This is a genomic window from Streptosporangium sp. NPDC087985, assembly GCF_044741965.1.
Lineage (GTDB): Bacteria > Actinomycetota > Actinomycetes > Streptosporangiales > Streptosporangiaceae > Streptosporangium.
Window position 1 is genome coordinate 1 of record NZ_JBIUTQ010000028.1, and the last position, 21864, is coordinate 21864.

Consider the following 21864-nt stretch of genomic DNA (forward strand, 5'->3'; position numbering starts at 1 on the left):
GCAGCAGAAACCCATTCCGCAGACACTTACCGCTTAACCTGCAGAAACAGGATCACGCGGAGATCAACTCATACACCACTTCGCTGGACGTGACCGCGGACGGACACGCGAAGACGGAGTTGACCCCTCGGTCGGGACACACAATCTGGCAGCTATCGGGGGCGGGGGAGGAATGGGCCAGGAGCCCTGCATGGTGGACTCCTGGCAGGCGTGGCGACGCCGTCCCTCCGAAGCACACGCCGCCACGCCCGTCTCTACCGGGCCTTCCCGGACAGCAGTGCCGTCCAGGTCGCCCGAGCTTCGGCGATCGACCAGCGGTGACTCTCGTCCACCTGGTGGCCGCTGTCGAGTTGCGTGGTGCGTCGGATGAACGCCCGTCCGCCGCCCTCGCACAGTTCATAGACCGTGGCCCGGCACACGCAGGTCCACGCCACCGGCCGCACCCGCTCCGATGTGTGGTGCGGCTTGTGCCAGTCGAGCCGGACGTGATCACGTTGCGCCATGCCCAGGTGCGGGCTCACGCACGTCTCAAGCAACATCACAACGGCGCCGCCCCCGCTCTGGGAGGGGGCGCGGGGTGCGTCGCGCGGAGAGCGGCGTAACGGTCAGCGATCCGGCGAGCGGCTGTCGCCGGGTTGTCCGCCGTGTGAGCGGCGTACTTCCTGCGGCCCGTCCGCGCGGAGTGTTCGCCGTTCCACCACATGAAGCGAAAGCCGTCGGACCACACGAGCAGGTCCACCCACACGCTCAGCAGGGCCGCACCGTGCCCATGGTGGACGTCAGAGGTGATGCCGAGACTCTCAAGCTCCGCGTGAAGCCGTTGCATCGAGCACAGAGCCGGATCGTCAGCCGTCGAAACCTGTGAAGTAATCATCACGTTCAGCTAAGCCGCCGCACTCCGGCAGGGCACGATGACAATGGGAGATAGCCAGGGATACGGCCGTATCCGCGAATATCCGGAGGTGAACGATGGGCACCCCAGGAACACCCCCCGAGTGGGCCGTACGGCTGCGCGACGAGCGCAAGGCCAAGGTTGGCACCGTGGCCGACATGGCACGTCGGCTCAAGGAAGTCGCCGGGGAGCAGCGCGGCAAGCTGCCCAGCATCGACGACCTCGCCCGGACCATCCGGGGATGGGAACGCGGCAGCCACTACCCCCGCGAGCGTTACCGCCTGCTGTACGCCCGCGCGCTGCGGAGCACCGAGGCCGACCTGTTCGACCTCGCCGAGCGCCCCAGCCTCCCGGTGCCCGCGCTGCCCCTGCCGACCATCGCACCTGATGCCGATCTGTTCGAGCGGATCGCCCGCAGCGTCCAGCGACCCAGCCGGGTGGATCAGCGCACCGTGGACTGGCTGGCGACCTGTCTTGCCGAACATCGCAAGGTCGAGGACACCATCGGCTCGCGTCCGTTGCTTGGCATCGTGCGGCAACAGCTTGGCGTGGTGGTCGAGCTTGCCCAGGGCGCCCGCGGATCGCTGGCCGACACGGTGGTTGACCTGGCCTCGCAGTACGCCCAGTTCGTCGCGTGGATGTCCCTGGACATCGACGACCAGGCCGCCGCGCTCGCCTGGTACGACCGCGCCCATGACTGGGCGTTGGAGATCGGCGACGTGAACATGGCTACCACCACGCTCAGCATGAAGGCCCACCAGGCGTGGAGTGCGGGCAACGCCCGCAGATGCGTACGGCTCGCCGACGCGGCCCGCTGGCACGACGGCCAGGTTACCCCCGGCGTGCGGGGGATGGCCGCGCAGATGGCTGCCCGCGGGCACGCACTCGCCAGTGATGCCCGGCCCGCCCGCACGCTGCTGGACGAGGCCGAGGCTCTGATCCGCCAGGCCGCAGAACACGCCGACGACGAGCCCGCGTGGATGTACTTCTACGACGAGACCTGGTTCCGCCTCCAGCGCGGCATGACCGAACTACAGCTCGGCAACTGGTCCAAGGTCGACCTACTGACGGAAGGGCTGTCGGGCCTGCCGGAGAGTTACAAGCGCGACCGCGCCTGGTACGGCTCATGCCTGGCCAAGGCTCACGTCGAGGCCGGAGACGCGGCGATGGCCGTACAGGTGAGTCTTCGTGTCGTGGCCGATGCCGTCGAGCTGAACCGCCACGCGAGTAAGGAACTGGTCGATGTCGCGGTCTTGCTTGCCGAGCGCAAGTCACCCCAGGCCGTCATCTTGAAGGAGGCGCTCACGGCTGCTGGTCGTACGGATGGAAGCGCGCTCTGACCGGCTCGGACAGGTGAATCTCTGGGTGACCAACTGAGTGACAACGACCCCGGACGGGGCTGGACGTCGGTGGATCACCGTGGACCGTATGCGCAGGTGGGGGCGGGTATCAGGCATGGTCCCGCCCCCTCCTGGGTTGCCTGGGGGTCAAGGGGTCGCAGGTTCAAATCCTGTCGTCCCGACGCAGTTCAGAGGGTCGATCCGAGAGTTCGGATCGACCCTCTCGGCGTCTCGGGGACCGAGATCAAGCATTGGCGGGACGCGTGTCAATGCTTGACCGGTGGTCAAGCTGGATGGCGCCGTTACCTGGTCGGTGCAGTGTCCTTAGAGGCCGGCCGGGTGGTCGGACAGCCAGGTGTGGTGCCGTGCTTTGAGCCCGTTGCGTTCGGCTCGCGTGGACAGGATTACGTCGGCGCCGCCGTCATAGGGGTGATACAGCCAGCCGAGATCCGGCGGCCCGAGGAGCACACCGTTGATTTCGTCGTCGGCCACCGCACGTAACAGGATGTCGATGGTGCCCGGCTGCTTGGTTGGCCTGTCTCCGCCTGGCCGTCTGACGACGTCCCCCGAACGGCCGGGGTCGTGGATGGACGTCGCCTACCTCGCTGGTCCCGCGGCCGGCGCGACTACCGGGATGTCGCTCGCCGTCGACGGCGGCATGTCGGGCCTGCGGCTACCCCGGATCTGAACGGCTGCCCGTGCCTGACCGGTCACGGTGGCCCTCCCCATCTCACGAATGCGGGAGGGCCACCGTGACCAGCGTTCACCTACCGGGCTTAACGCCTCGGCCGGTCATTTCGTCCGTCTACAGCCCGGCGCACTGCCCCGACTTCGGGCCGGACGCGGTATTGGGCTCGCCGGCGTTGGTCGGCGCAGGGGAGTTCCCCGCGCACGACAGTGGCCCGCCAATGTGGTTGCCGGCGACAATCGTCGCCGCCGTGTTGTCCTGCAGGACGAGCGGGCCACTAACCGTCGAGCCGTCGATCGTCACCTGACCCGTCATACCAGTGACCCTCACCGGGCCCTTGATCGTCGCCGGCGCGCAGTCCCCCTTGTGGTTGCCGAGCCAGGCCCGCGCCCCACCGGTCAGGGTGGCCGGCCCGGACACTGTGGTACCGCACAGCAGAACGTCGACGGCCCCGGACGCCGTCAGCGGGCCGCGCACTTCGGACCCGGACGCGTAAAGCCCGGCACCTGCACGCACGGTCACGGGTCCGGTGATCGTCGCGTCATCGAGGCACGTGACACCCGAGGAGACGGTCAATGGGCCAGAGTGGGGCCCGATGATCGTCTTCGTGCAGGACGGGACGCCGGTCGCTGTGAACGGCACGACCCAGGTCTGGTCCTGATAACTGTAGGTGACGGTTCCGCGGTACACCTGGTCCGCCGGATAGGTGTGGCTCCCGCTGACCGACATCAGGTTTCTACCCTGCCGTTGGCTCGCCACGTAATCGCGCCCCGCGATGCTGGCCGGCTCCGTCGGGGATCCGTCGCCCCAATCGATCACGGCCGCGACATTACCGGGCGGAATCGAGCCAGCGGTCATACGCGCCAGGGGCGCATTGCTCAGGGTCTTGTCCACGCCGAAACGGGCGACCGTCCCCATCGCCGCCGTGCTCCAGGTGACCTGGGATATGGTGCCGAAGTTCACGTTCGCGAACGCCCATCGGGGTCCGGCCACGCTGAGCCGCTGCCGATACGCGTCGTAGTCCTGGGTGAGCACTTTGGGGGACCAGGCCTTTTCGAGGATTCCGGCTAGCCGCGGGAAGACCATGTACTCGTTCGTGGCCAGCCCACGCATCTGCTCGCCCCAGATGGGCGCCTCGATACCGAGGATGTCCTCCGCCTTCGGCCCGCCGTAGGCGGGTTGAGCCCAGACCGACCGGTACTTTTCGTACACCCATTCCGGGTCCCACGAGTAGGACTGGAGAAGTTCCGTCCGCGGCGTCCTGCCGGGGGACCCGTCATACCCGAAGTCGAGATAGGCGTTGTATTCCGGGGTCACGATGACGTCCCGGCCTTGGTTGAACCACTCAGGCTTGATGAGAGCGGGCCCACCGCCGGTGTAGTCGGACCAGTAATGGTTGATGGAGGTGGAATTCGGTGCGTATCCTTCCAGCGCTGGGTTCCAGCCCATCATCCGCTTGCCGTTGTCGTTGACGATGATCTCCATCTGCCGGATCCACCACTTGTAGTCCTCGTGGGGCATCCCGATGGCCTCGTCCCCGCCGATGTGGATGATGGGTGCGGGAGAGATCGCGGCAAGCTGCGCGATCGCGTCTCTCCAGAACGCGAGGGCCCGCGCACTGGCCGGGTCATTCGGATTGGTGCAGAACCGGTCGGTCTGGGTCTGGCCTTGGCAACCCATGACCGCGCGGCCGCCCAGGGCTGTGACTGCCGCCGTGGCATGGGCCGGGCTCTCCAGTTCGGGGACGATCTCGATGAACCGATCGGCCGCGTACTTGACCAAGTCCTTGAAGTCCTCTTGCGTGTAGAAACCCGCCAGGCAGCCCGCTCCGTTGCACCCGGTGCCGTCCAGTGCCGGGTAGCCCTTGATCTCAAGGCGCCAGGACTGGCTGTCGCTCAGGTGCAGGTGCAGTTGGTCGCCCTTCAACGCTGCCAGTTGGTCGATCATGGACCTTACTTCGGCCACCGTCAGGAAGTTACGGGCAGGGTCGAGTTGGAGACCTCGATGCGCATAACGTGGGTAGTCCACGACCGTTATGGGCTGTGCCGTCCATGGCCCCACGCCAATGGAAGGCGAGTGGCTCGCCGCCGGCAACAACTGCCGAAGGGTCTGAAAGCCGTTGAACAGGCCGTGCATGTTCGGGGCCACGACGTTTACGCCCGTACTTGACACCGTGAGGGAGTAGCCTTCGGCTGCGGCGACCTCGTTGCCCTGTGGAAGGCCGGGCACTGGCGCGAGGGTGAGGGCGATATCGGCGGCGGTGGCAGAACCTGTCACCACGGGGAGTCTGTACCCGGTAGCCGGCCGCAGGTAGTCCGCAAGAACCTCAGCCGTGGCAGCGAGGCCACTGCCGGAGACCACGATCCGGGATTTAGCCGTGAGCTCCCACGGCTGACCGGTGCCGGGCGTCTGCTGCACCGGCACGGGAATGATTTGACCCACGACTGGCGCCGGCTTGGGGCCGGACCATACCTCGAACTCGTTGATCGTGTATCCGGTCTTGGAATTCGTGGCCAGGGCCTGCATCCGGACGCAGGAGATCGGGTCCTTGCGATCGATCACCTGGGAATCCTTGTCGCTCGGATTCACCACGTGGGCGACCGTCGACCACGTCTGACAGTCGGCGTCCGTGGCGACCTGCAGGTCGTACTCCGTCGGCTTGGCCGGCGACGTCCAGAGGCTGAACACCTCGTAGACCGGGGCGGGCTTGGCCAGCTTGACCTGGAACCAGTCCTGAGTCGGGTCATAGCCACCCCCGACCGACGCATAGTTCGAGGTCCAACCGTTGTGGACGAAGACGTCGATGGCGTTGGCGGGCGCGTACGTCGCATCGGGCCAGTTCATACGTTGAGACTTGGCGGAGGCGACCACACCCGGCAGGAGGGCGAGATTGACGCTCTCGGCCGTGGTGCTCATCGAAACCGGGAGGGGGACGATCCGGGGTGATGCTGGCGAGGTCGACACCGTGCCGGCCTGTGCGGCGTTCGCCATGACACCGGTGAGGGATGTGGCGAGGAGCGCACCGATTGTCAAAGCAGAGACCGCGCGGGCCCGAGGCCGTCGACTTGCGCCACGGTCCCTTCTCTGCTCGCGCTTCGCCGATAGGAACGAGATCTTCACGTCACTCCTTAAATCGGGGTACTGCATACCTCCAGCACGGGCCGCGTTCGGGCATTGATTGGACATGTCCGGCGCACCCGCTCGACGCTGCAGCGTCCGTGCAGCTTCCTGATGTGGTGGTGGGGGAGTTCACGCGGCCAGGAGACCGACCGTCCCGGCGATCTTCTTGCTCATCTCGATTACCGCCTTGCTATTTGGGGGGTGACTGGTCTATACCGGTTGGCGGTCTTGGGCGGCGGATAGATCCCTTATGTGGGGATCTCAGGCCGTCAGGGTAAGCAGAAGTTAAAGTTTTGGTCTATACCGCCATCTATCGGATTGGCAACAACGGTGGTTGTTGCCACAGCCGGTCTATACCGGTGCGGGCGACGTCGACGGCATCTCGGGAGTGAGTCGGAACTCGATGGGCGGGGGCCGTCGACCGGGAGATCAGACGCGGCAAACCCGATGGACACCATCGGTTCAGGTCGGTCTGTACAAGGAGAACGGCCGCCTTGCCGACCTTCGCCGGTTCCCTGAGTGGCCGCCTGCTGCGATGGCCGCGCGAGATCGCGCCACGAAGCGATCACTCAGTCGCTCGTTCACTTGCTGTAGTGGGCCCGCCTGAGGACACTCCTTGGAAGCCGGCACGTTCGCCCGAGCCGGCGACGCCGAGCCCTTGCCGCAGCAGCCGCGGCGGCAATCTCTGTCCCGCTGATAGTGGGACAGGCATTCGCCGACACGCCCACGACGTCCGCCGATCCCTCAGCTTCCCGGCACGAGGCCACACGATCCCGCCACCGGCGAGGTCGTCGGCGACACCATCACCGAGCAGACACAACAGGTGCTGCGCAACCTCAGCGCCTTGCTCGCCGCCCGCGGCCTCGACTTCTCCGACGTCGTCAAGGTGACGGCGCATCTTCACATCTGTCTGCAGGTCACCGAGGCCGGTAGCCCTTCCTTTTACGGCTGGCTGGCACGGCCCGGCGACCGGAGCCATTCTGTGCGGGTTTTTGTGCCTGCCGCTGTGCCGGTTTCTCCGCAGGGGAGGCGGGGGTACGGCCCCGCGAGCTGTTCACCGTCCGGCCGCGGACGATGCCGATGAAATCTTCCACCAGGTCAGTGGTCGCGTCCGTGGGCCAGGTCAGCGCAACCTGAGACTGCGGCGCGTCCGGCACCGGCCGGTAAGTGAGATCCCTGCGGTGGTGGAGGCGTGCCAGCGACAGCGGAACTAGGAGAATCCCAGTGCCGGCCGCTACCAGCTCGACCGCGTCCGCCGTTGTGGCCGGGCGGGTGAACGCGGGCAGCCCAGGCCGGACCGTCCACTCGATGGTGTCGTCCAGAGGATTGAACACCTCGTCGTCGATAAGGTCGGCGATGGCCACCTCGTCGGCGGCGGCCACCGCGTGGTCCTTAGGCACCATGACCACCGTGGTCTCCACGTAGAGAGGAATCACGCTGAGCCCGTCCCGGTCGACCGGCAGCCTGACGAATCCGGCGTCGGCGCCGCCATTCCGCAGGAGTCCCACCACCTCGGCGGCGGGAACCGCGACCAGGGTAACCGGCACGCCGGGCATTCTCTCGGTCCAGACGCTGACCCATTTCGCGGGTGTCACCCCAGGCACGTAAGCCAGTCGAAACGTCGTACCGGTCTCTCCATCAGTCACTTCCTCAGGGTACCGATGTCAAGGGAACCTGTTCCGGCTGACTACTCTTGACGTCATGACCTCGCCCAAACCGAAGACCATCCAGACAATGAAGCCCGTGACCGCGGCCAAGAAGCTGGGTGTCCCCCTCTCGGCCACTCCCGCCGAGTTCCAGGCGAGTGTCGTCTCCAGGGACGAGCTGAACGAGTTGCAGTCGACGCCACCCGCCTGGCTCGCTGACCTGCGCCGCAACGGCCCGCACACCAAGCAGGTCATCGCCGCGAAGCTCAGGGTCTCCATTGCCGGCCTGATCAGAGGTGGGATCACCGGACCACTCACCACCGCTGAGATCGATGCGCTGAAAGCGGAGAACCCGGCGTGGCTGGAGCGCGAGCGGTCCAGCTACGCCGAGGCCCGCAAAGAAGCACTCCGCCTCAAGCAACGCTAGATGAATGAATCCAAGGGTTCAGTGATCGTAGGCGGTCAGTGAGCGGTGGATCGGTGCGCCGGTCTTGTCGTTGTGCCAGATGGCGACGGTGAGGGCCAGGGTCCGTTGCAGGACCCGGGTGATGACCCCTGCGGGTGTCCGGCCTCCGTGTCGTTCCAGGTCGAGCTGGCCCTTGAGGGTCTGGTTGATCGACTCGATGGTCTGCCTCAGTGGTTTGAACAGCTTGGCGCCGGGCCGCTCGGCTTCACCCTTGCGCGCGGGCCGTAGCAGTTCCACGCCCTCGGTGGCCAGGTGTGCTTCGAAGGCGTTGCCGAAGTAGTTCCGGTCGCCGATCAAGGTCTGGCCGGGCCTACTGGTGAGCAGACCCGGCTCGGCGGCGAAAATCTCCAACAGCGTCTGCTGTTCGTTGGCCTTGGCGCCGGTCAGTGCGAAGGCGACCGGCAGTCCGCCGAGGGTGCAGACCAGGTGCAGGCGCAGGCCCCAGAAGTAGCGTGAGTGGCTGGCGCAGTAGCCGTACTGGGCCCATCCGGCCAGATCGGAGCGTTTGGCGGTCTCCCGGGAGCGTCCGCATTCGACGGAGGTGGAGTCAATCACCCAGACGTCGTCGCTCCACAGCGTGGTGTCCATGGCCAGCGCCCGGACGACATGCCGGATGAGGCCGGCTGCCCGGCGCAGGCGCTTGTTGTAGCCGCTCTGCTGGGGCAGGTACGGGAACAGGTGTCGCAGGTGGGCATGGGCGTGGCGCAGCCAGCGGGCCTCGGAGGTGAACCCGAGCAGGGCCTGCATCACTGCGAGGGTGACCAGCTCGGCATCGCTGAGCCTCGGGGAGATCCCGATCTTCGGCCGCCAGGGTGTGAGCTGCGGCGAAGCTTTCAACAGGTCGTCGGTCTTGACGTACAGTGCCGTAGCGAGGGTGTCCAATTCGGTCGTCACAAACCGACTTTGGACGCCCTCGCCCCGCCTGCGCAGCCAATTCGCCAACAACAAGTGGGGCCCGGACGGTCAACCGCAGGGCCGGTGCCTGCCGGGGCGAGGACAGGGTCATGCCTGCATTCATCCACCGGCCGGTAGTCCTTTGAGGCGCGTTGTCTGTTCTTCCTGGACCTGGCGGGCCGTCTCCAAGAAGTCGATGATCACGGCGATTTGCTGCTCGTCGTAGCGTCGGAGCGCCAGCATCCCGGCCTCGCCGACGGGTCCGTATACCTCGTTCTCGGCAGTTCGGGCGGCCTCGGTGGCGGTGACCAGAACCCGCCGCCGGTTGGCGGCATGGCGGCTGCGGGTGACGTAGCCCGCTCGTTCGAGGCGGTCGATGGCGGTCGTCGTCGCGGCCGGGCTGAGCTTGGCCGCAGTGGTGAGTTCTCCGGCTGACATGGGCTCTTTGGCCAGGATCAGATCCAGGCAGCGCAGGTCGGTGCGGTTCAGCCCCAGCGCGGCCGCGGCTGCTTCGTCGAAGGCATCGAAGCTCTGCTGAAGCGTTCTCATTCGCACGGCGACTTCGCGCATGTCATCATCTTTCGACATTCGAATCTTTCTGTTATCTTAATATTCGATAGTCGAAATTATAGCTTAAGGAGGCTGCCATGCCCACCAGCGACGAACAGATCACGCAGTTGTTCGACCGGTTCATGCAGGCGTGGACCGCCAACGACGCCGTCGCCTTCGGCGCCTGCTTCACCGCTGATGCCGACTACGTCTCCTATGACGGCACCCACGCGACCGGCCGGCCGGCCCTCCAGGACAACCACGACCGGCTCTTCCGCGGCGTGTTGGCCGGCTCGGCGCTCGTTGGCGACCTGGAGTCGATCCGCCACATCACCGCGGACGTTGCCATCGTTCACGGCATGGCATCGGTGCTGATGCCCTGGCGCTCCAAGTTGCCCAAGCGCCGCCTGTCTCGGCAGACCCTCGTGGTCGTCCGCACCGAACAGGGCTGGCGGATCTCCGCCATCCACAACGGACGGGTGCGGCCGGTGACCATCCCCGCCCCCGATGCCTTCCCGTCCCGCATGTCCCAGGCGATGAGCCGGATCGGTCGGCGCCTGGGTATGGGTCGCCCGGCTCCCGGCGCTGCACGGACAACCTCGTCCGCGACCCAGCCCTGACACCGCGACGGACCGCTCAGCCTCATCCCTTTAGGCGTCGGCGCTGCCGCCGAGCGCGGTGTAGAACGGGCGGCCGCCCCCGAACTCCTGGCGCCAGACGAGGGGATAGTCCGCGCCACAACCCTTGGACTCATTCATCTAGACAGCTGAGATCCTGCACGTCTCCGACCCCAGACACGTCTCCAGGCTGCCGCCACCGCCTCGCTGAGTGACTATCTGAGTGACAACGGCCCCGGACGCGTGCGGACGGCCGAGCATCTGGGCGGAACGTTCACCAAGGTGAGATCCTGGATCGCCCAGGATCCGTGCCCCCTGGCGTGCCTTACCGAAGGTCCGCAGAAAGCCTCGGCCTTCGGGCCGGGGATGAATGCGGTCCCCGTCAGGGGATGGCCCGCCGTCAGGCGGGACATCCCGGAGCGCGAAGCGCGGACCCAGAACGTCAGGCTGGACGGCGTTGCTGTTCGATGTAGGCCTTGATGATGGTCGGTGGAGCTCCGCCACAGGAGGCGGCGAGGTAGCTGGGGGACCAGAAGTGGCCGTGCATGATGGCGCGGTTGACCCGGCCGGTGAACTCCTTGCGTAGGTAGTGCGAGGACACGCCCTTCAACGAGTTGACCAGTTTGCTGATGGCGACTTTGGGCGGGTAGTGGACCAGCAGGTGGATGTGATCGTCTTCGCCGTTGAACTCGCGTAGCTCGGCCTCGAAGCCGTCGCACACCTCGATCATGATTTCTTCGCAGCGGCGCAGCATCTCGTCGTCGAAGACGTTCCTGCGATATTTGGTCACGAAGACCAGATGGGCATGCATCGCGGAAACCACATGTCTACCACGCCGGTATTCGGCTTCTTGAGTCATAGACCAGATGCTAATGTGTTCGAATCTGTGAGACGTGAACGACAGGTGGGGCAAGGGAGGTGTTTCGCATACTGACGGGGCGTAAGTACCGGCTGGAGCTGGACTTCGGGCAGCAGCTGTTCGCCGAGCGGGTGGCCGGGATCTGTCGGTCGGTGTGGAACACCGGCCTGCAACAACGTCGCGACTACCGGCGCAGGGGCGCTTTCATCGGCTACGCCGAGCAGTGCAGGCAACTCGCCGATGCCAAGGGCGAGTTCACCTGGCTGGCTGATGCTCCCGCCCAGGTCATCCAGCAGACGCTCAAGGACCTGGACGAGGCGTGCCGCAGGCACGGCACCTGGAAGGTCCGCTGGAAGAGCAGAGCGAAGTGGACGCCGTCGTTTCGGTTCCCGACCGCCAAGCACATCCCGGTCGAGAAGATCAACCGCAAGTGGGGGCGAGTGTTCCTGCCCAAGTTCGGGTGGGTGAGGTTCCGCCTGTCGCGCCCGCTGGGCCAGACCGTGAGGTCCGCGACCGTCTCGCGCGACGGTAAGCACTGGTCCGTCTCGTTCCTGGTCGACGACGGCATCACTCAAATGCCGAGGCATGCACGCCCCGACCAGGTGGCGGGGGTGGACCGGGGGGTGGTGACGGCTGCCGTCACCTGCGACGGGGAGTTCTTCGACCGCCGCCATGCCAGCGAGTCTGGCGTGTCCTCACCGGTGCCCCCGAAGGAGGAAAAGACCGGCCGCGAGGCCGATCTGGGCTACCTGTCGGCCGGTGAGGCGCAGCGGTGTCTGCGGCTGCAACGCCGGTTGGCCCGTACGGAGAAGGGCTCGGCCCGGCGCAAGGTGGTGGCCGGTGCGGTGGGGGAGATCATGCGGCGGGTTCGGTGGCGCCGGGCGGACTTCAACGCCCAGGCCGCGCACCGGCTCACCCGCGACTACGGGCACATCGTCTTGGAGGATCTGGGCGTCCGTGGCATGACCGCCTCGGCGTCCGGCACGATCGAGGAGCCGGGTTCGCGGGTCGCTCAAAAGTCTGGCCTCAATAAGGCGATCTTGGATAAGGGCTGGTACGGGCTGGAAGTCGCGTTGCGGTCCAAGGCCCGCTATACCGGCAGCGTCATCGGTAAGGTCCCTGCCGCCTACACGTCCCAGACGTGCTCGGCTCCAGCCTGCGGGAAGGTGGACGCGAAGAGTCGCGAGAGCCAAGCCCTCTTCCGTTGCACCACCTGCGGGTATACCGAGCACGCTGACGTGAACGCCGCAAAGTGCATCAAGGCCAGAGGGCAGGCGGCCGGGCCGGTCGTCTCAGGGCGTGGAGACTCGGGGTTGCCCGGGTCGGTGAAGCGTCAAGCACCCCGTTCCATAGCTCGCGGCGCGCCGCGAGCTGCCGCGTAAGCGGCACGGGAACCCCCGTCCCTCAGGGCGGGGAGCAGGTCAAAAGCGAGCAGTCAGGGGTCCGAAGGCGCAATCGGCAATAGCAAGCTTCTGCCTTCCGAGGCGTGGACTGATTGTGGAGGTTGTCCCGTAGCTCGTAGAACTTGATGTGGCGGTCCCCGCCTCGCGGCCTACCTGGTGGTAGGTCTCGAGCAACTACCACATCACTCCGAGTATGGAGACGGGGACCGTGAGCAAGACCTACCAGAACAAGCGCCGACCCGCACGGCACGTTGCCGAAAACATGGCCGTTCCACAGACCGTTAGCGTGGCCATGGACCAGATCGCCACCTCCATGAGAGACGGCCTGCTCGCCCTGGCTGTCCAGTCCGGACTGGCCGTCATGTTCGCGATCCTGGACGAGGACGTCACCGTCATCTGCGGGCCGCGGGGCCGGCACAACCCCGGCCGGACCGCGGTCCGGCATGGCAGCGACGCCGGATCGGTAGTGCTCGGCGGCCGCCGGCTACCGATCCGCCGCCCGCGCGTCCGCACCGCCGACGGCACCGGCGAGGTTGCCATCCCGTCCTACGAACTGTTCTCCTCCACCGAGATCCTGGATGAGACGGCGCTGGGCAAGATGCTCGGCAAACTGTCCATCCGCCGCTACCCGCTTGGTCTGGAGCCGGTCGGCGGCCGCATCGAGCAGGCCGCCACCGGCACCTCCAAATCGTCGATCTCGCGGCGGTTCGTCGCCGCCACCGAGCGCGCACTCGCGGACATGATGTCGGCCGACCTGTCCGGGCTGCAGCTGGCCGCGTTGATGCTGGACGGCGTGCACTTCGGCGAGCACACCTGCATCGTGGCGCTCGGGATCGGCATCGACGGCACCAAGTACCCGCTGGCACTGGTAGAGGGCTCCACCGAGAACGCCACACTGGCTCGTGAGCTCATCGTCGGCCTGCGCGAGCGCGGCTTGGACGTCACCGGCCCGATCCTGGTCGTCCTGGACGGCTCCAAGGCGCTACGCCGGGCCGTGTTGGACGTGTTCGACCATCCGGTGATCCAGCGCTGCCAGCTTCACAAGATCCGAAATGTCCGCGACCGGCTGCCGCTGAAACTCCGCGCCGCAGCCGAAAAGCGGATGCATGAGGCTTACCACGCTGACACGCTCCTGGCCGCCGAGGCCGGACCCACCGCGCTGGCCACCGAGTTGGACATGAAGTATCCCGGCGCGGCGGCCTCACTGCGGGAAGGCATGGACGAGACGCTGACCGTCTTGCGGCTGCAGGTGCCGCCGACGTTGGCGCGTACGCTGCGCTCGACCAACCCGATCGAGTCGATGATCTCCATCTGCCGCGACCATGCCGTCAACGTCAAGAACTGGAAGAACGGGCAGATGGCCCTGCGCTGGTGCGCGGCCGGCATGGCCGAGGCCTCCAAGCAGTTTCGCCGTGTAAACGGCTTCCTGCACCTGCCCAAGCTCAGAGTCGCGCTCGAACGGCACGTCACGCCCCAGAACGCCACTTCAAACTGCTACAACGAGAACGTCGCCTGACCGCGGGACCGCTCTTCAAGTTCCACGAACTGCGGGACATCCTCGAGTTATCACCGCTCGCCCGCAGCGAAGCCATCCCAGAAATGTGGGTGGCGACGCAGCGTCTTAAGACCGAGTCGTTCCTGCGGCACACGCAGGCGGGTAGAGAGCAGCTCGACCGCCCGCGGGCGTAATGCCGGAGGCAGCCAGGAGCAGACCGCGGGGTAGTCGGTGCTGGTGCGCTGGTTGCTGGCGTCGTTGCTCCGCCAGCGTGACGGTCCATCCAGGAGAAACCGGTAATAGGAAGAAGCCGGACGCAACGTCGGAAGTCCTGCGGCGGCAGCTTGCGCGGCGGCGTTGGCTGCGGTGAGAAGCCCGGCGAGGTCGAGATCTCCGAAGTAATGCACGACGTCGGGAGCTGGTTCGAGCAAGGGGATGCTCAGGACGCTTTGCACGAAGCCGTTGCCATGGCCCCAGCCGAGGTGCAGGTCGGGTCTCGCCGCTGGATCGAGGTCGCGCAGGGCGGTGAGAAAGGACGTGTAGGTGGCGCGGTTCTCCAGGACGAGCAGTCCGGTAGGTCCGGCGCCTGGCACGTGCTGGGATACGAACGGCAAGGCGGGCGGGAAGCAGGCCAGCAGCTCCAGAGTGAGAGCACCGGAGGTGAAGAGCCGGTTGTTCAGGTAGCCGTCGATGGCCTTCTCGTCGTCGAAGAGTTCCAGGGAGCGTTCCTGGACGGGAACGAACTCGGGGGAGGGATCGTCGCGGATCCAGGTGGCGATCCGATCGAGGATCTTCCGTTCGTCGGCTCTGGTGGCGATGGCCCCGGCGGCTTCGAGCAGATGAGGCCACACACGTGGAGAATGAGACGGGTGCATGACGGTCAGCGGTTCGACGCGCATGACCCAGAACGGGATGGCGGGAACGGTTCGACGATCCCAGCCGGTAGCCGATCTCGGCGCCGGCAGCGTGATCCTCTTAGCATTCTCGAGTTCGCCGAGGGCGCTACGGAATCTGGCCAGCCCCTCAGCATCGCCGACCAACCCAGGATCGAACCTGCTGGCCTCACCGAATAGATCAGTCACGGGGATCCGTTTGCCGCGGAACCGGATGACGAGCCGGGCAAGCTCGGCGGCGAGCGGTGACATCGGCTGGTTCATTCGGCGCTGTCCCACGGGTGGTCGGTGTGCGCGACGCGGATGCCGGTGACGTAACTGGCTTCGGGGACGATGTAGCGGCGGTTATGGGTGCGTCCTTCCCGGTTGTCGAGCCGGATGACGTTGGGGAACTGGATCACGGCGGCCGGGTCCTTCACTCCGGTGGTGTAGATGAGCTGGACGCCGTGTGAGGCGGCGACATTGCGCTGCAGCCGTATCAAGGAGGCGGATGAAGCCCGGCCGATGGGATTGTCGAGTAGCAAGACCCCTCCGGAACGTCCCTTGCGGCCGGTGTGCGCAGCGCGTAGCGCGGCGAGGGTGCAATAAAGCGCGACGCATACGGTCAGCTTCTCGCCGCCGCTCCACTTGGCGAGGCGGCTGATGTCCTCGGTGGTCCCGGTGGTGTCATCGGTGGGTTTGAGGACCTTGACGGTGAAACCTCGAGGTCCTGCGGCTTCGTGAACGGCGGCCTTCAGCAGCGGCATGCCTTCGGGCTTGAGCCCCTTCTCCACGAGCCTGTCGATGACTCTCTCGGCGTAGACGACTAGGTCGGCGTCATCGGGCCGGTCAAAGCTGATCCGCAGGACCTTCTTGTCGGCCCACGACCCGGAGCCGGTCTTCATGTGGGAGGCGCGTTCTGCTTTGCCAAGCATGTCAAGGCTGTCCTTCACCAGGTGCGCGAGCGCCTCGCTGAGGATGGCCTGGTCCTGGGCGATGGCACCGAGTTCGCCGGCCAGGGTCTGCGCCCGCAGCCGCAGTTTGCCGCCCAGCTCGTCGGCGTGCGGGCCGAGAAGCGCGGGCGGATCGTTCGCCACCCGGTCCTTCATCGGCCCGGAGATCCCCGTGAAGCGAGCGGCCGTGCGCCGGAGCCGGTCCACGGACGTGTTGAGGCCGACCTCGGTGCCGGTGAGGGTCTTGGCCGCGGTGCTCACCGCATCCCTGGCCTGCCGGGATCGGGTGCGCGCCGTGTCCTCGTCTTCGGCGAACGGCTCCGCGAGCTGCTCGCCCGGATCCGGGAGCGATTCCAGGAGCGTGCCGAGGAGCGTCTTGCGGTGCTCGGCTTGCGAAGTCTGCTGCTCGACGCCGTTGATGAAGCCTTCGGCCTGGGTGAGCCGTTCCTGCGCCCCCTGGTTGCGGAGCTCCTGCTCGGCGGCGAGGGCATCGGCTTCCTGGGAACTGGTCGGGACGACGGGCAGGGTACGGCGTGGCGGCTGCCGATAGACCCGTTCGATCGCCTCCAGTTCGGAACCACGTTGTTTCACCTGATTCCTGGCCGCGCCGCGTTCGTCGGTCGCCGCTTCCGAATCCTGCCGGGCGCGGGCGAGGGCGGCGGATCGAAGGTGCGGCTCTTGGCCTTCGGGGGAGGCAAGTAATCGCCCGGCGGTGGCGCGATCGGCGGCAGGCCGTTGCATGACTTCGCGCTTGGCGTCGGCGACTTGCCGGGCGAGGCCCTGCACCCGGTCAGCCAGCACCGATTGGGCGGCACGGATTTCCAGAGCCTTGAGTGCGTCTTGCTGGCAGCGGCGCAGAGCATCCAGAGGTGTGGCCGGATCCCCACGCACGTCCAGTGGATCGGTCGCGGTGTCGGGGAGGCTGTCGCGTTCTGACCGGTAGTCAGCCGCTCTGCGGCGCTCGGTTTCAGCGGTGACCTCCCACTGCTTGGTCTCAAGGAGGGCTTGCCGGGCATCGGCGTTGTGCTGGCGGGCGCGACGGTCCGCGTCGGCGCCGCGCTCTTGCGCGGCTGTCAGCTGCTCGCGCCAGCTGTCTGCATCGGCCAAGACGAGGGCGAACTCCTCAAGCCAGTTGATGGTGGCGTCGGCTTTGCGAAGATCGGTGTTGAGCACGTCACGAAGAGCATCGTCCAGCCGGTCGCCGTCATCGAGGCCCTGAAGCTCTGCTCTATTGTCCTCCTGCTCGTCGTTGATGGCCTGCAGCTTGCGGTCGAGCCGATCGATCTCGTCGCTCAGGATGGCCAGGTGTCCGGCGGGACAGTCGTCGAGAAACTGGGTGATCTGGCGGCGCAGCTCGTCGTCGGCCGCGCGCTGCCGGGCCAGACCCTGGTCCTTGAGGGTGTGGGCGTGGACGCGTTCCTTGAGTAGCCGGACCGCTGCCGCTGCCTCATTCTGGTCGACCAAGCCCGGTTGCAGCCGGGTCCAAGCCGCGGCGGCCAGGGAGTCCGCCGACACCACCCCGCCCCGGACCAGGACGTCCGCGGCTTCGGCGGAGTAGACCCCGATGAGCGAGGTCGTGACAGCCGCACGGGAGTTCAAGACTCGGGTCGCGTCGGCGACCCGGCTGGTCGGGACTACCACTCCACAACCGAGCCGGGCGATCTCGGGCAGGTTCAGTGCAGTCATCAGGTGGTGAGCGGGCATGACCGAGCGCAGATGGGCCCAGCCGGTCTGGGCGGGTACGCCGGCGTCAAGGAGCTCGCGTTCGATGCGTTCGGCGTCCAGGCTGGACGGCAGGACCTGGTTGCGTTCCTGCGCCTCGATGCTCCTCCTGTCGGCGTGTTGTTCGGCTCTGCGCAGGATACGCTCGTCGTCCGCCGCGATGACCGCGTCGCTCAACCGGCGCAGCAGGATCGGGCCCTCGACCCACAGGTCGACGATCTCGTCACCGGCGGTCTCAGCCAGCCCGCGTAGCCGTTCAGAACCGGTCAGCTCGGCCCATTTGGCATCCAGATCGGCGTGCCGCTCGACTGTCTGGGTGCGCGTCGCGTCGGCGGTGCTGTGCTCGCCCGCCAGGGCGGCGTCCCGGTCGGTGATCTCGGTACGGCGGGTACGGCGGTCCTCGCACCGTGCCGCCAGTTCCTTGAGCTGCCGATCGACTCCGGCGCGCTCGGTGATCACTATGTCGAGGTGGCTTTGGAGTGGGATGGTGTGGCTGGGGAGGTGACCGCGGGCGACGCCGTCCCTGCGGCGTTGATCGAGAATGTTGAGCTGGGTCTGGGCCTGGGATTCGTCGGTGGTCGCCTGTGTCTTGTCGGTTCGCGCTCGCTCCTCCAGCTCTCCATATTTCGTGAGGGCCTCCCTCGCGGTCTCCTTCTGCTCGTCGGCCAGGTCGGCCGCGAAATCGGCTTCTTCGGCGAGCGCGTTCAGACGGTGTCGCAGCAGGGCCGCATGCCGGGCATGTTCTTCGCGGAGTGGGGCGATCTCGGCTTCTTCGGCTGCGGCCAGCAGCTCGGCCTGGGCCAAGCGTGACTCCAGTTCGGCGAACGAGGCAAGCTGGACGGTGGTCTCCCAGGCCTGCACCAGAGCTCGCGCTTGGTCGACGTTCTGGCCCGCCTCCTGCTCTTGGGTTTCGGCCTCGGCCAGACGCAGCCTGGCGCCTTCCTTCCGGTACAGGTAGGCCAGGTCAGTGGCCGTGGAGCGATCGTTGTTGGCCGCGGTGCGGGCTTCTGCGAACACCGTCAGTTGTGTTTTCAGGCTTTCCTGGAGCTCCTCTGCGGCGGCGACTGCGGCGGTGAAGGACGCGGCCAGAACCTCCGCGGCGGTGGTGACAGCGGTCAGTTCACCGGCAGCGGCTTGCACATGCTCATAGCTGGCGGCGACGTCGCTCAGATCGTCGGCGGCGGCGCTGCAGAAGTCGCGCTCCTCGATCTTCTGCGGCTTGGCCGCCAGCAGGGCCGTGACGCTCGCGAGCCGGGTCGCGACGCTGGTGGCGGCGGCCGGCTGGGTGGCCAGATCCAGCAGGAAGTTGATGAAGTCCTTGGCAGCGGGGAACTTGAACAGGTCTTCCACGCCGCCCTCGACGTGGTTCATCTGCTTCTGCGTACGGAAGATCTCCGGATCCAAGTGCCGGTCCAGGAGCGCTTTCGTCCAGACGTGCTGCTTGTCGGTAACCACCAGGTTCGCGTGCCGGGCATGTGGTTTGGCCAGCTCGCGCAGCTCCTCCAGGAACCCGGTAAGCCGCCTGGGGCGTCCGGAATCGTCGCAGAACGGCAACGTGTCCGGCTCCAAAACGCCGGAGACGGCGTGGAAGGCGTAGAAGTAGCTGCTCAGCTTGTCCTTGGAGTCGGCGGCCTTCACAGGCTTGCGCAAGTCCGACCATTCATGGACCACACCGGTGACGAGGATTTCCTCCGGGTCGCCCAGCAGGGTCCGGCTGGTGTCATGAGGCTGCCATGTCGCGATCACGTGTGAGGTGTCGCCCGTGTCGACGTAGTCGGTGAGGCTGCGCTGCACGGTCCTGCCCATGAAGTCGTTGGCGTGCGGCAACAGAAGCGCGTACGTCAGCGACAGGATGCTCGACTTGCCTCCGCCGTTGCGCAGCCAGACGACCGAGTCCTGAGGTACGGCGGCGCCGTCGACCGGCGCGGTGAAGTCGAGTGGAAGATCGGTGAATCGGGCGGAACGTTCGCCCACGGTCCGAAACCGCAGCCCGGCGAGCTGATAGGTCATCCGCGGGATTCCTCTCTGCGGTGCAGCTCGGCGATGAAACTGTAGGCCCGCTCGAGAGCGACTTCCTTAGCGTGCACCCGAAACCGTTCGGTCAGCGTCCAGGTGTCCTCGGCCGAACTGTCGACGCGGGCCATACCCTGTCCTGTCAGCCAGGTCAGGATCGTCTGCACCCAATAGCGGGTGCAGCGGCTGGTCAACTTGCCGGAGCCGCGGCCGGCCTCCCCGTAATGCACCGACGGCAAGGCCAGATAGCTCCGCCAGGCCTCGTCCAGCCCCTCCTCGGGGATGATGTCGCCGGCGGCGTCGTGAGAGCGCAAACGCTCGCACAGCTCCCGCAGCCATGCATCGAAGTCCCTGGCTGAGATACGCCGGACGCGGTCGTCGCCGAGCTCCTGCGTACTGGGGTAGACGAACGCGACCAGGCCGGTGAGAACCAGACCGGCCAGCAGCTTGTTCTCCGGCTTTCCCGTGTAGGGCAGGTCGGAGATGCGGAAGGCCAGCGGAGACTCGGGCTCGATACCCAGGATGAGCCCGAAGTCGCCGTCGGACAGAACCCGCGCTCCCAAGCCGTGCAAAATCGCGTTCGCAGCGGTCTTGAACTCCAGTTCGGTCCGGTAGCGACTGAGAACCCGCTGGTAGTCGGGGTTGCGGCCGGGCCGCTGAGTCGGCCGGATCGCGAACGACACCAGGAGGCCTATATCGGTGTGGTCGGTGTCGATGAGACTCATGCTGACTTCCTGCTGATCGGGACCGGATTCGCATCGGCGAGGGCATCGGCGTTGGGGGCGACGATGACGTCGTCGCCGTCCCACCCGGGCAGTTGCAACGGTGTGCCGTCAGTGTCGACGGCGGTGCGCGTTCCCAGGATGCGGGCCATCAGGTCATCGGCCATCCGGCCGCCTTCATCGTCGGCGTCCTCGGGGGAGAAAGCCCACAACACGGCCAGGTTCAGGACCTCGGCACTCTGCTGGCGGACATGAGGAGAGGGGGCTTGGGCATCGTTCAGGCAGGCGTGCAGCAGCCGGGACAGCCGGGCGGGCAGGCCGACGCTCCGTACGGCGCGGATCGCCACATCGACGACCTCTGCCCGGATGAGTGGTGCCGGCAGGTCGGCGAGCTCGGCCTCATCGTCGCCCCGCTCGCCTGCGGCGGTGCCGCCGCTGCGCATCCACAAGTCGTTGATCAGCCGGTAGAGGCGGGGCAGTCGCGGGCTACGGGGGCCCGCCATGTCGATCAGGAACCGCTCGGTCAGAGTGCCCGCCTCGGCGCTGCCCAGCTCCAGGACCGGCAGGAGGATCTCCTGCTGCGGATCCGGCAAGTTGACCAACGCGGGCGGGCGGAAGGCTTGGCGTTCCTGCTCCTCCAGGAACACCCCTCGGGCCGCGATGACCCGATGATGCAATGACTCGTGGCGGCGCTGGCATTCCTCCAGCAGCTGAGCGATCCGCACCCCGGACGTAAGAAGCTTCGCCTCGCCGTTCACCAGCGCCTCCCGGACCTTCCCCAGCAGGTGCCGTTCGGTGTTCAGCCGCTCCCTGATGTGCTTGCGAGCAGCCTCCAAGCTGTCCGGTACTGTCGCGGCCCATTCCTCCTCCACGATCCGCAGATCACGGCGCGTTTGCTTCAGCAGCCGATCCAGCCCTTCCGCGAGGCTGACTGACAGCAGCCGGGCTCGTTCTGCGGACTTCAACGCCGCATCGAACGCGTTGCGGGCCAGCTGCCGTTCCAGCACCAGCTCCGTGGCGACCTGCTCGTCTTCGACATCGAAGTCGAGGCCGCCGATCAAGGCGTTGATGGCGTCTTTCGTGGCGCGGAGCACATTCTCGTCGCGCGACGCATGATCGTGCTCGACCAGGAGGGAGAAGGGGACCTCGCGCTGCCGGTGACCGGTTTCATAATCGGAGTAGTCGCTGGTGACGTATCGGAAGGGGGCCTGGCCGCTCGACCGGTTCAGCAGGGCGTCCACCACGAACATCGCGACGTCCACGTGCTCGCCGACCGGGCGTTCCGGAGCCGCCACCCCGGACAGCACCGACAGCGCGTCCACCACGTCCTGCCGGGTGGCTTCGAACTCGAAGCCCTGTCGCGCCACGACCAGATCGATGGCGGTTAAGGCCAGAGTGACGATGTCATAGATTCCCTCCGGCCAGTCCCGGCGGTGAGCCGCTTGCGCGGCTTCGATCACCGGGCTGAACCTCAGGAACGCCGCCACGCGCGCGGGAAAAGAGGACTCGTGCACACTGAGCCCGTCGGAGCCGATGGCGAACACATCCGCCGCAACGGGCCCGCTCCCTGGCTCGTCCGCCTCCCCTAAAAATGGCGTCATAGGCCTCCTTTG

At 66.6% G+C, this 21864-nt stretch carries 17 protein-coding genes and 1 pseudogene; 6 read left to right on the top strand and 12 right to left on the bottom strand.

All coding sequences use genetic code 11. From position 1 onward, the window contains the following. Positions 1–254 precede the first annotated feature (254 nt). On the bottom strand, positions 255–521 hold the full coding sequence (locus ACIN94_RS30425; protein ID WP_400713606.1) for a hypothetical protein: 267 nt from the start codon (positions 519–521) through the stop codon (positions 255–257). A 17-nt stretch (positions 522–538) separates the two neighbouring features. Next, positions 539–826: a hypothetical protein gene (locus ACIN94_RS30430; RefSeq protein ID WP_400713609.1), complete on the bottom strand. Its 288-nt coding sequence runs from the start codon at positions 824–826 to the stop codon at positions 539–541. A gap of 143 nt (positions 827–969) precedes the next feature. On the opposite strand from ACIN94_RS30430, the gene ACIN94_RS30435 reads away from it, so the two are divergent. Continuing rightward, a complete protein-coding gene (locus ACIN94_RS30435) occupies positions 970–2232 on the top strand; it encodes an XRE family transcriptional regulator (RefSeq protein ID WP_400713612.1) in 1263 nt (420 codons plus the stop codon). Between the two features lie 324 nt (positions 2233–2556). Here the strand turns inward: ACIN94_RS30435 and ACIN94_RS30440 are convergent, their stop codons facing one another. Both ACIN94_RS30440 and ACIN94_RS30445 read right to left on the bottom strand, forming a co-directional pair. Beyond that, positions 2557–2724 carry a hypothetical protein gene (locus tag ACIN94_RS30440; protein WP_400713615.1) on the bottom strand — a complete coding sequence of 56 codons (168 nt, stop codon included), beginning with the start codon at positions 2722–2724 and terminating at the stop codon, positions 2557–2559. A 313-nt stretch (positions 2725–3037) separates the two neighbouring features. Next, on the bottom strand, positions 3038–6040 hold the full coding sequence (locus tag ACIN94_RS30445; RefSeq protein WP_400713618.1) for a family 20 glycosylhydrolase: 3003 nt from the start codon (positions 6038–6040) through the stop codon (positions 3038–3040). A 739-nt stretch (positions 6041–6779) separates the two neighbouring features. On the opposite strand from ACIN94_RS30445, the pseudogene ACIN94_RS30450 reads away from it, so the two are divergent. After that, positions 6780–6929: pseudogene (locus ACIN94_RS30450) on the top strand (Rid family hydrolase); the annotation flags it as partial. A 28-nt stretch (positions 6930–6957) separates the two neighbouring features. On the opposite strand, the gene ACIN94_RS30455 reads toward ACIN94_RS30450, so the two are convergent. Continuing rightward, on the bottom strand, positions 6958–7686 hold the full coding sequence (locus tag ACIN94_RS30455; protein ID WP_400713620.1) for a LysR family substrate-binding domain-containing protein: 729 nt from the start codon (positions 7684–7686) through the stop codon (positions 6958–6960). Between the two features lie 55 nt (positions 7687–7741). Here ACIN94_RS30455 and ACIN94_RS30460 point away from each other — a divergent pair, with 55 nt between their 5' ends. Continuing rightward, the gene (locus ACIN94_RS30460) at positions 7742–8113 is read left to right on the top strand and encodes a DUF5997 family protein (protein WP_400713622.1); all 372 of its coding nucleotides are present in this window, start codon (positions 7742–7744) and stop codon (positions 8111–8113) included. Between the two features lie 18 nt (positions 8114–8131). Here ACIN94_RS30460 and ACIN94_RS30465 read toward each other — a convergent pair whose 3' ends face one another. Both ACIN94_RS30465 and ACIN94_RS30470 read right to left on the bottom strand, forming a co-directional pair. Then, positions 8132–9046, bottom strand: a complete 915-nt coding sequence (locus tag ACIN94_RS30465; protein ID WP_400713624.1) for an IS982 family transposase — start codon at positions 9044–9046, stop codon at positions 8132–8134. Positions 9047–9166: 120 nt separating this feature from the next. Then, the gene (locus ACIN94_RS30470) at positions 9167–9616 is read right to left on the bottom strand and encodes a MarR family winged helix-turn-helix transcriptional regulator (RefSeq protein ID WP_400713626.1); all 450 of its coding nucleotides are present in this window, start codon (positions 9614–9616) and stop codon (positions 9167–9169) included. Positions 9617–9693: 77 nt separating this feature from the next. Between ACIN94_RS30470 and ACIN94_RS30475 the strand changes: the two genes are divergently transcribed. Next, complete coding sequence (locus ACIN94_RS30475; protein ID WP_400713628.1) at positions 9694–10215, top strand: SgcJ/EcaC family oxidoreductase; 522 nt, start codon at positions 9694–9696, stop codon at positions 10213–10215. Between the two features lie 439 nt (positions 10216–10654). On the opposite strand, the gene tnpA is transcribed toward ACIN94_RS30475, so the two are convergent. Next, a complete protein-coding gene (gene tnpA, locus ACIN94_RS30480) occupies positions 10655–11071 on the bottom strand; it encodes an IS200/IS605 family transposase (RefSeq protein WP_400713630.1) in 417 nt (138 codons plus the stop codon). A gap of 59 nt (positions 11072–11130) precedes the next feature. Here tnpA and ACIN94_RS30485 point away from each other — a divergent pair, with 59 nt between their 5' ends. Together ACIN94_RS30485 and ACIN94_RS30490 are read left to right on the top strand one after the other, a co-directional pair. Beyond that, the gene (locus tag ACIN94_RS30485; RefSeq protein ID WP_400713633.1) at positions 11131–12453 is read left to right on the top strand and encodes an RNA-guided endonuclease InsQ/TnpB family protein; all 1323 of its coding nucleotides are present in this window, start codon (positions 11131–11133) and stop codon (positions 12451–12453) included. Between the two features lie 229 nt (positions 12454–12682). Then, complete coding sequence (locus tag ACIN94_RS30490) at positions 12683–13990, top strand: IS256 family transposase (protein WP_400713636.1); 1308 nt, start codon at positions 12683–12685, stop codon at positions 13988–13990. A 50-nt stretch (positions 13991–14040) separates the two neighbouring features. On the opposite strand, the gene ACIN94_RS30495 is transcribed toward ACIN94_RS30490, so the two are convergent. Genes ACIN94_RS30495 through ACIN94_RS30510 form a run of 4 tightly spaced genes read right to left on the bottom strand, consistent with a single transcriptional unit; the run spans position 14041 to position 21852 of the window. Next, entirely contained in the window at positions 14041–15126 is a 1086-nt protein-coding gene (locus ACIN94_RS30495) for a hypothetical protein (RefSeq protein WP_400713640.1), read from the bottom strand. Then, the gene (locus ACIN94_RS30500) at positions 15123–19526 is read right to left on the bottom strand and encodes a hypothetical protein (protein ID WP_400713643.1); all 4404 of its coding nucleotides are present in this window, start codon (positions 19524–19526) and stop codon (positions 15123–15125) included. Before ACIN94_RS30500 ends, ACIN94_RS30495 begins: the two co-directional genes overlap by 4 nt. Beyond that, the gene (locus ACIN94_RS30505; RefSeq protein WP_400713646.1) at positions 19523–20254 is read right to left on the bottom strand and encodes a hypothetical protein; all 732 of its coding nucleotides are present in this window, start codon (positions 20252–20254) and stop codon (positions 19523–19525) included. Before ACIN94_RS30505 ends, ACIN94_RS30500 begins: the two co-directional genes overlap by 4 nt. Further along, positions 20251–21852 (bottom strand): hypothetical protein, encoded by a 1602-nt coding sequence (locus tag ACIN94_RS30510; protein ID WP_400713649.1) that lies wholly within the window; start codon positions 21850–21852, stop codon positions 20251–20253. The genes ACIN94_RS30505 and ACIN94_RS30510 overlap by 4 nt, the downstream gene beginning before the upstream one ends. Between the last annotated feature and the right edge of the window lie 12 nt (positions 21853–21864).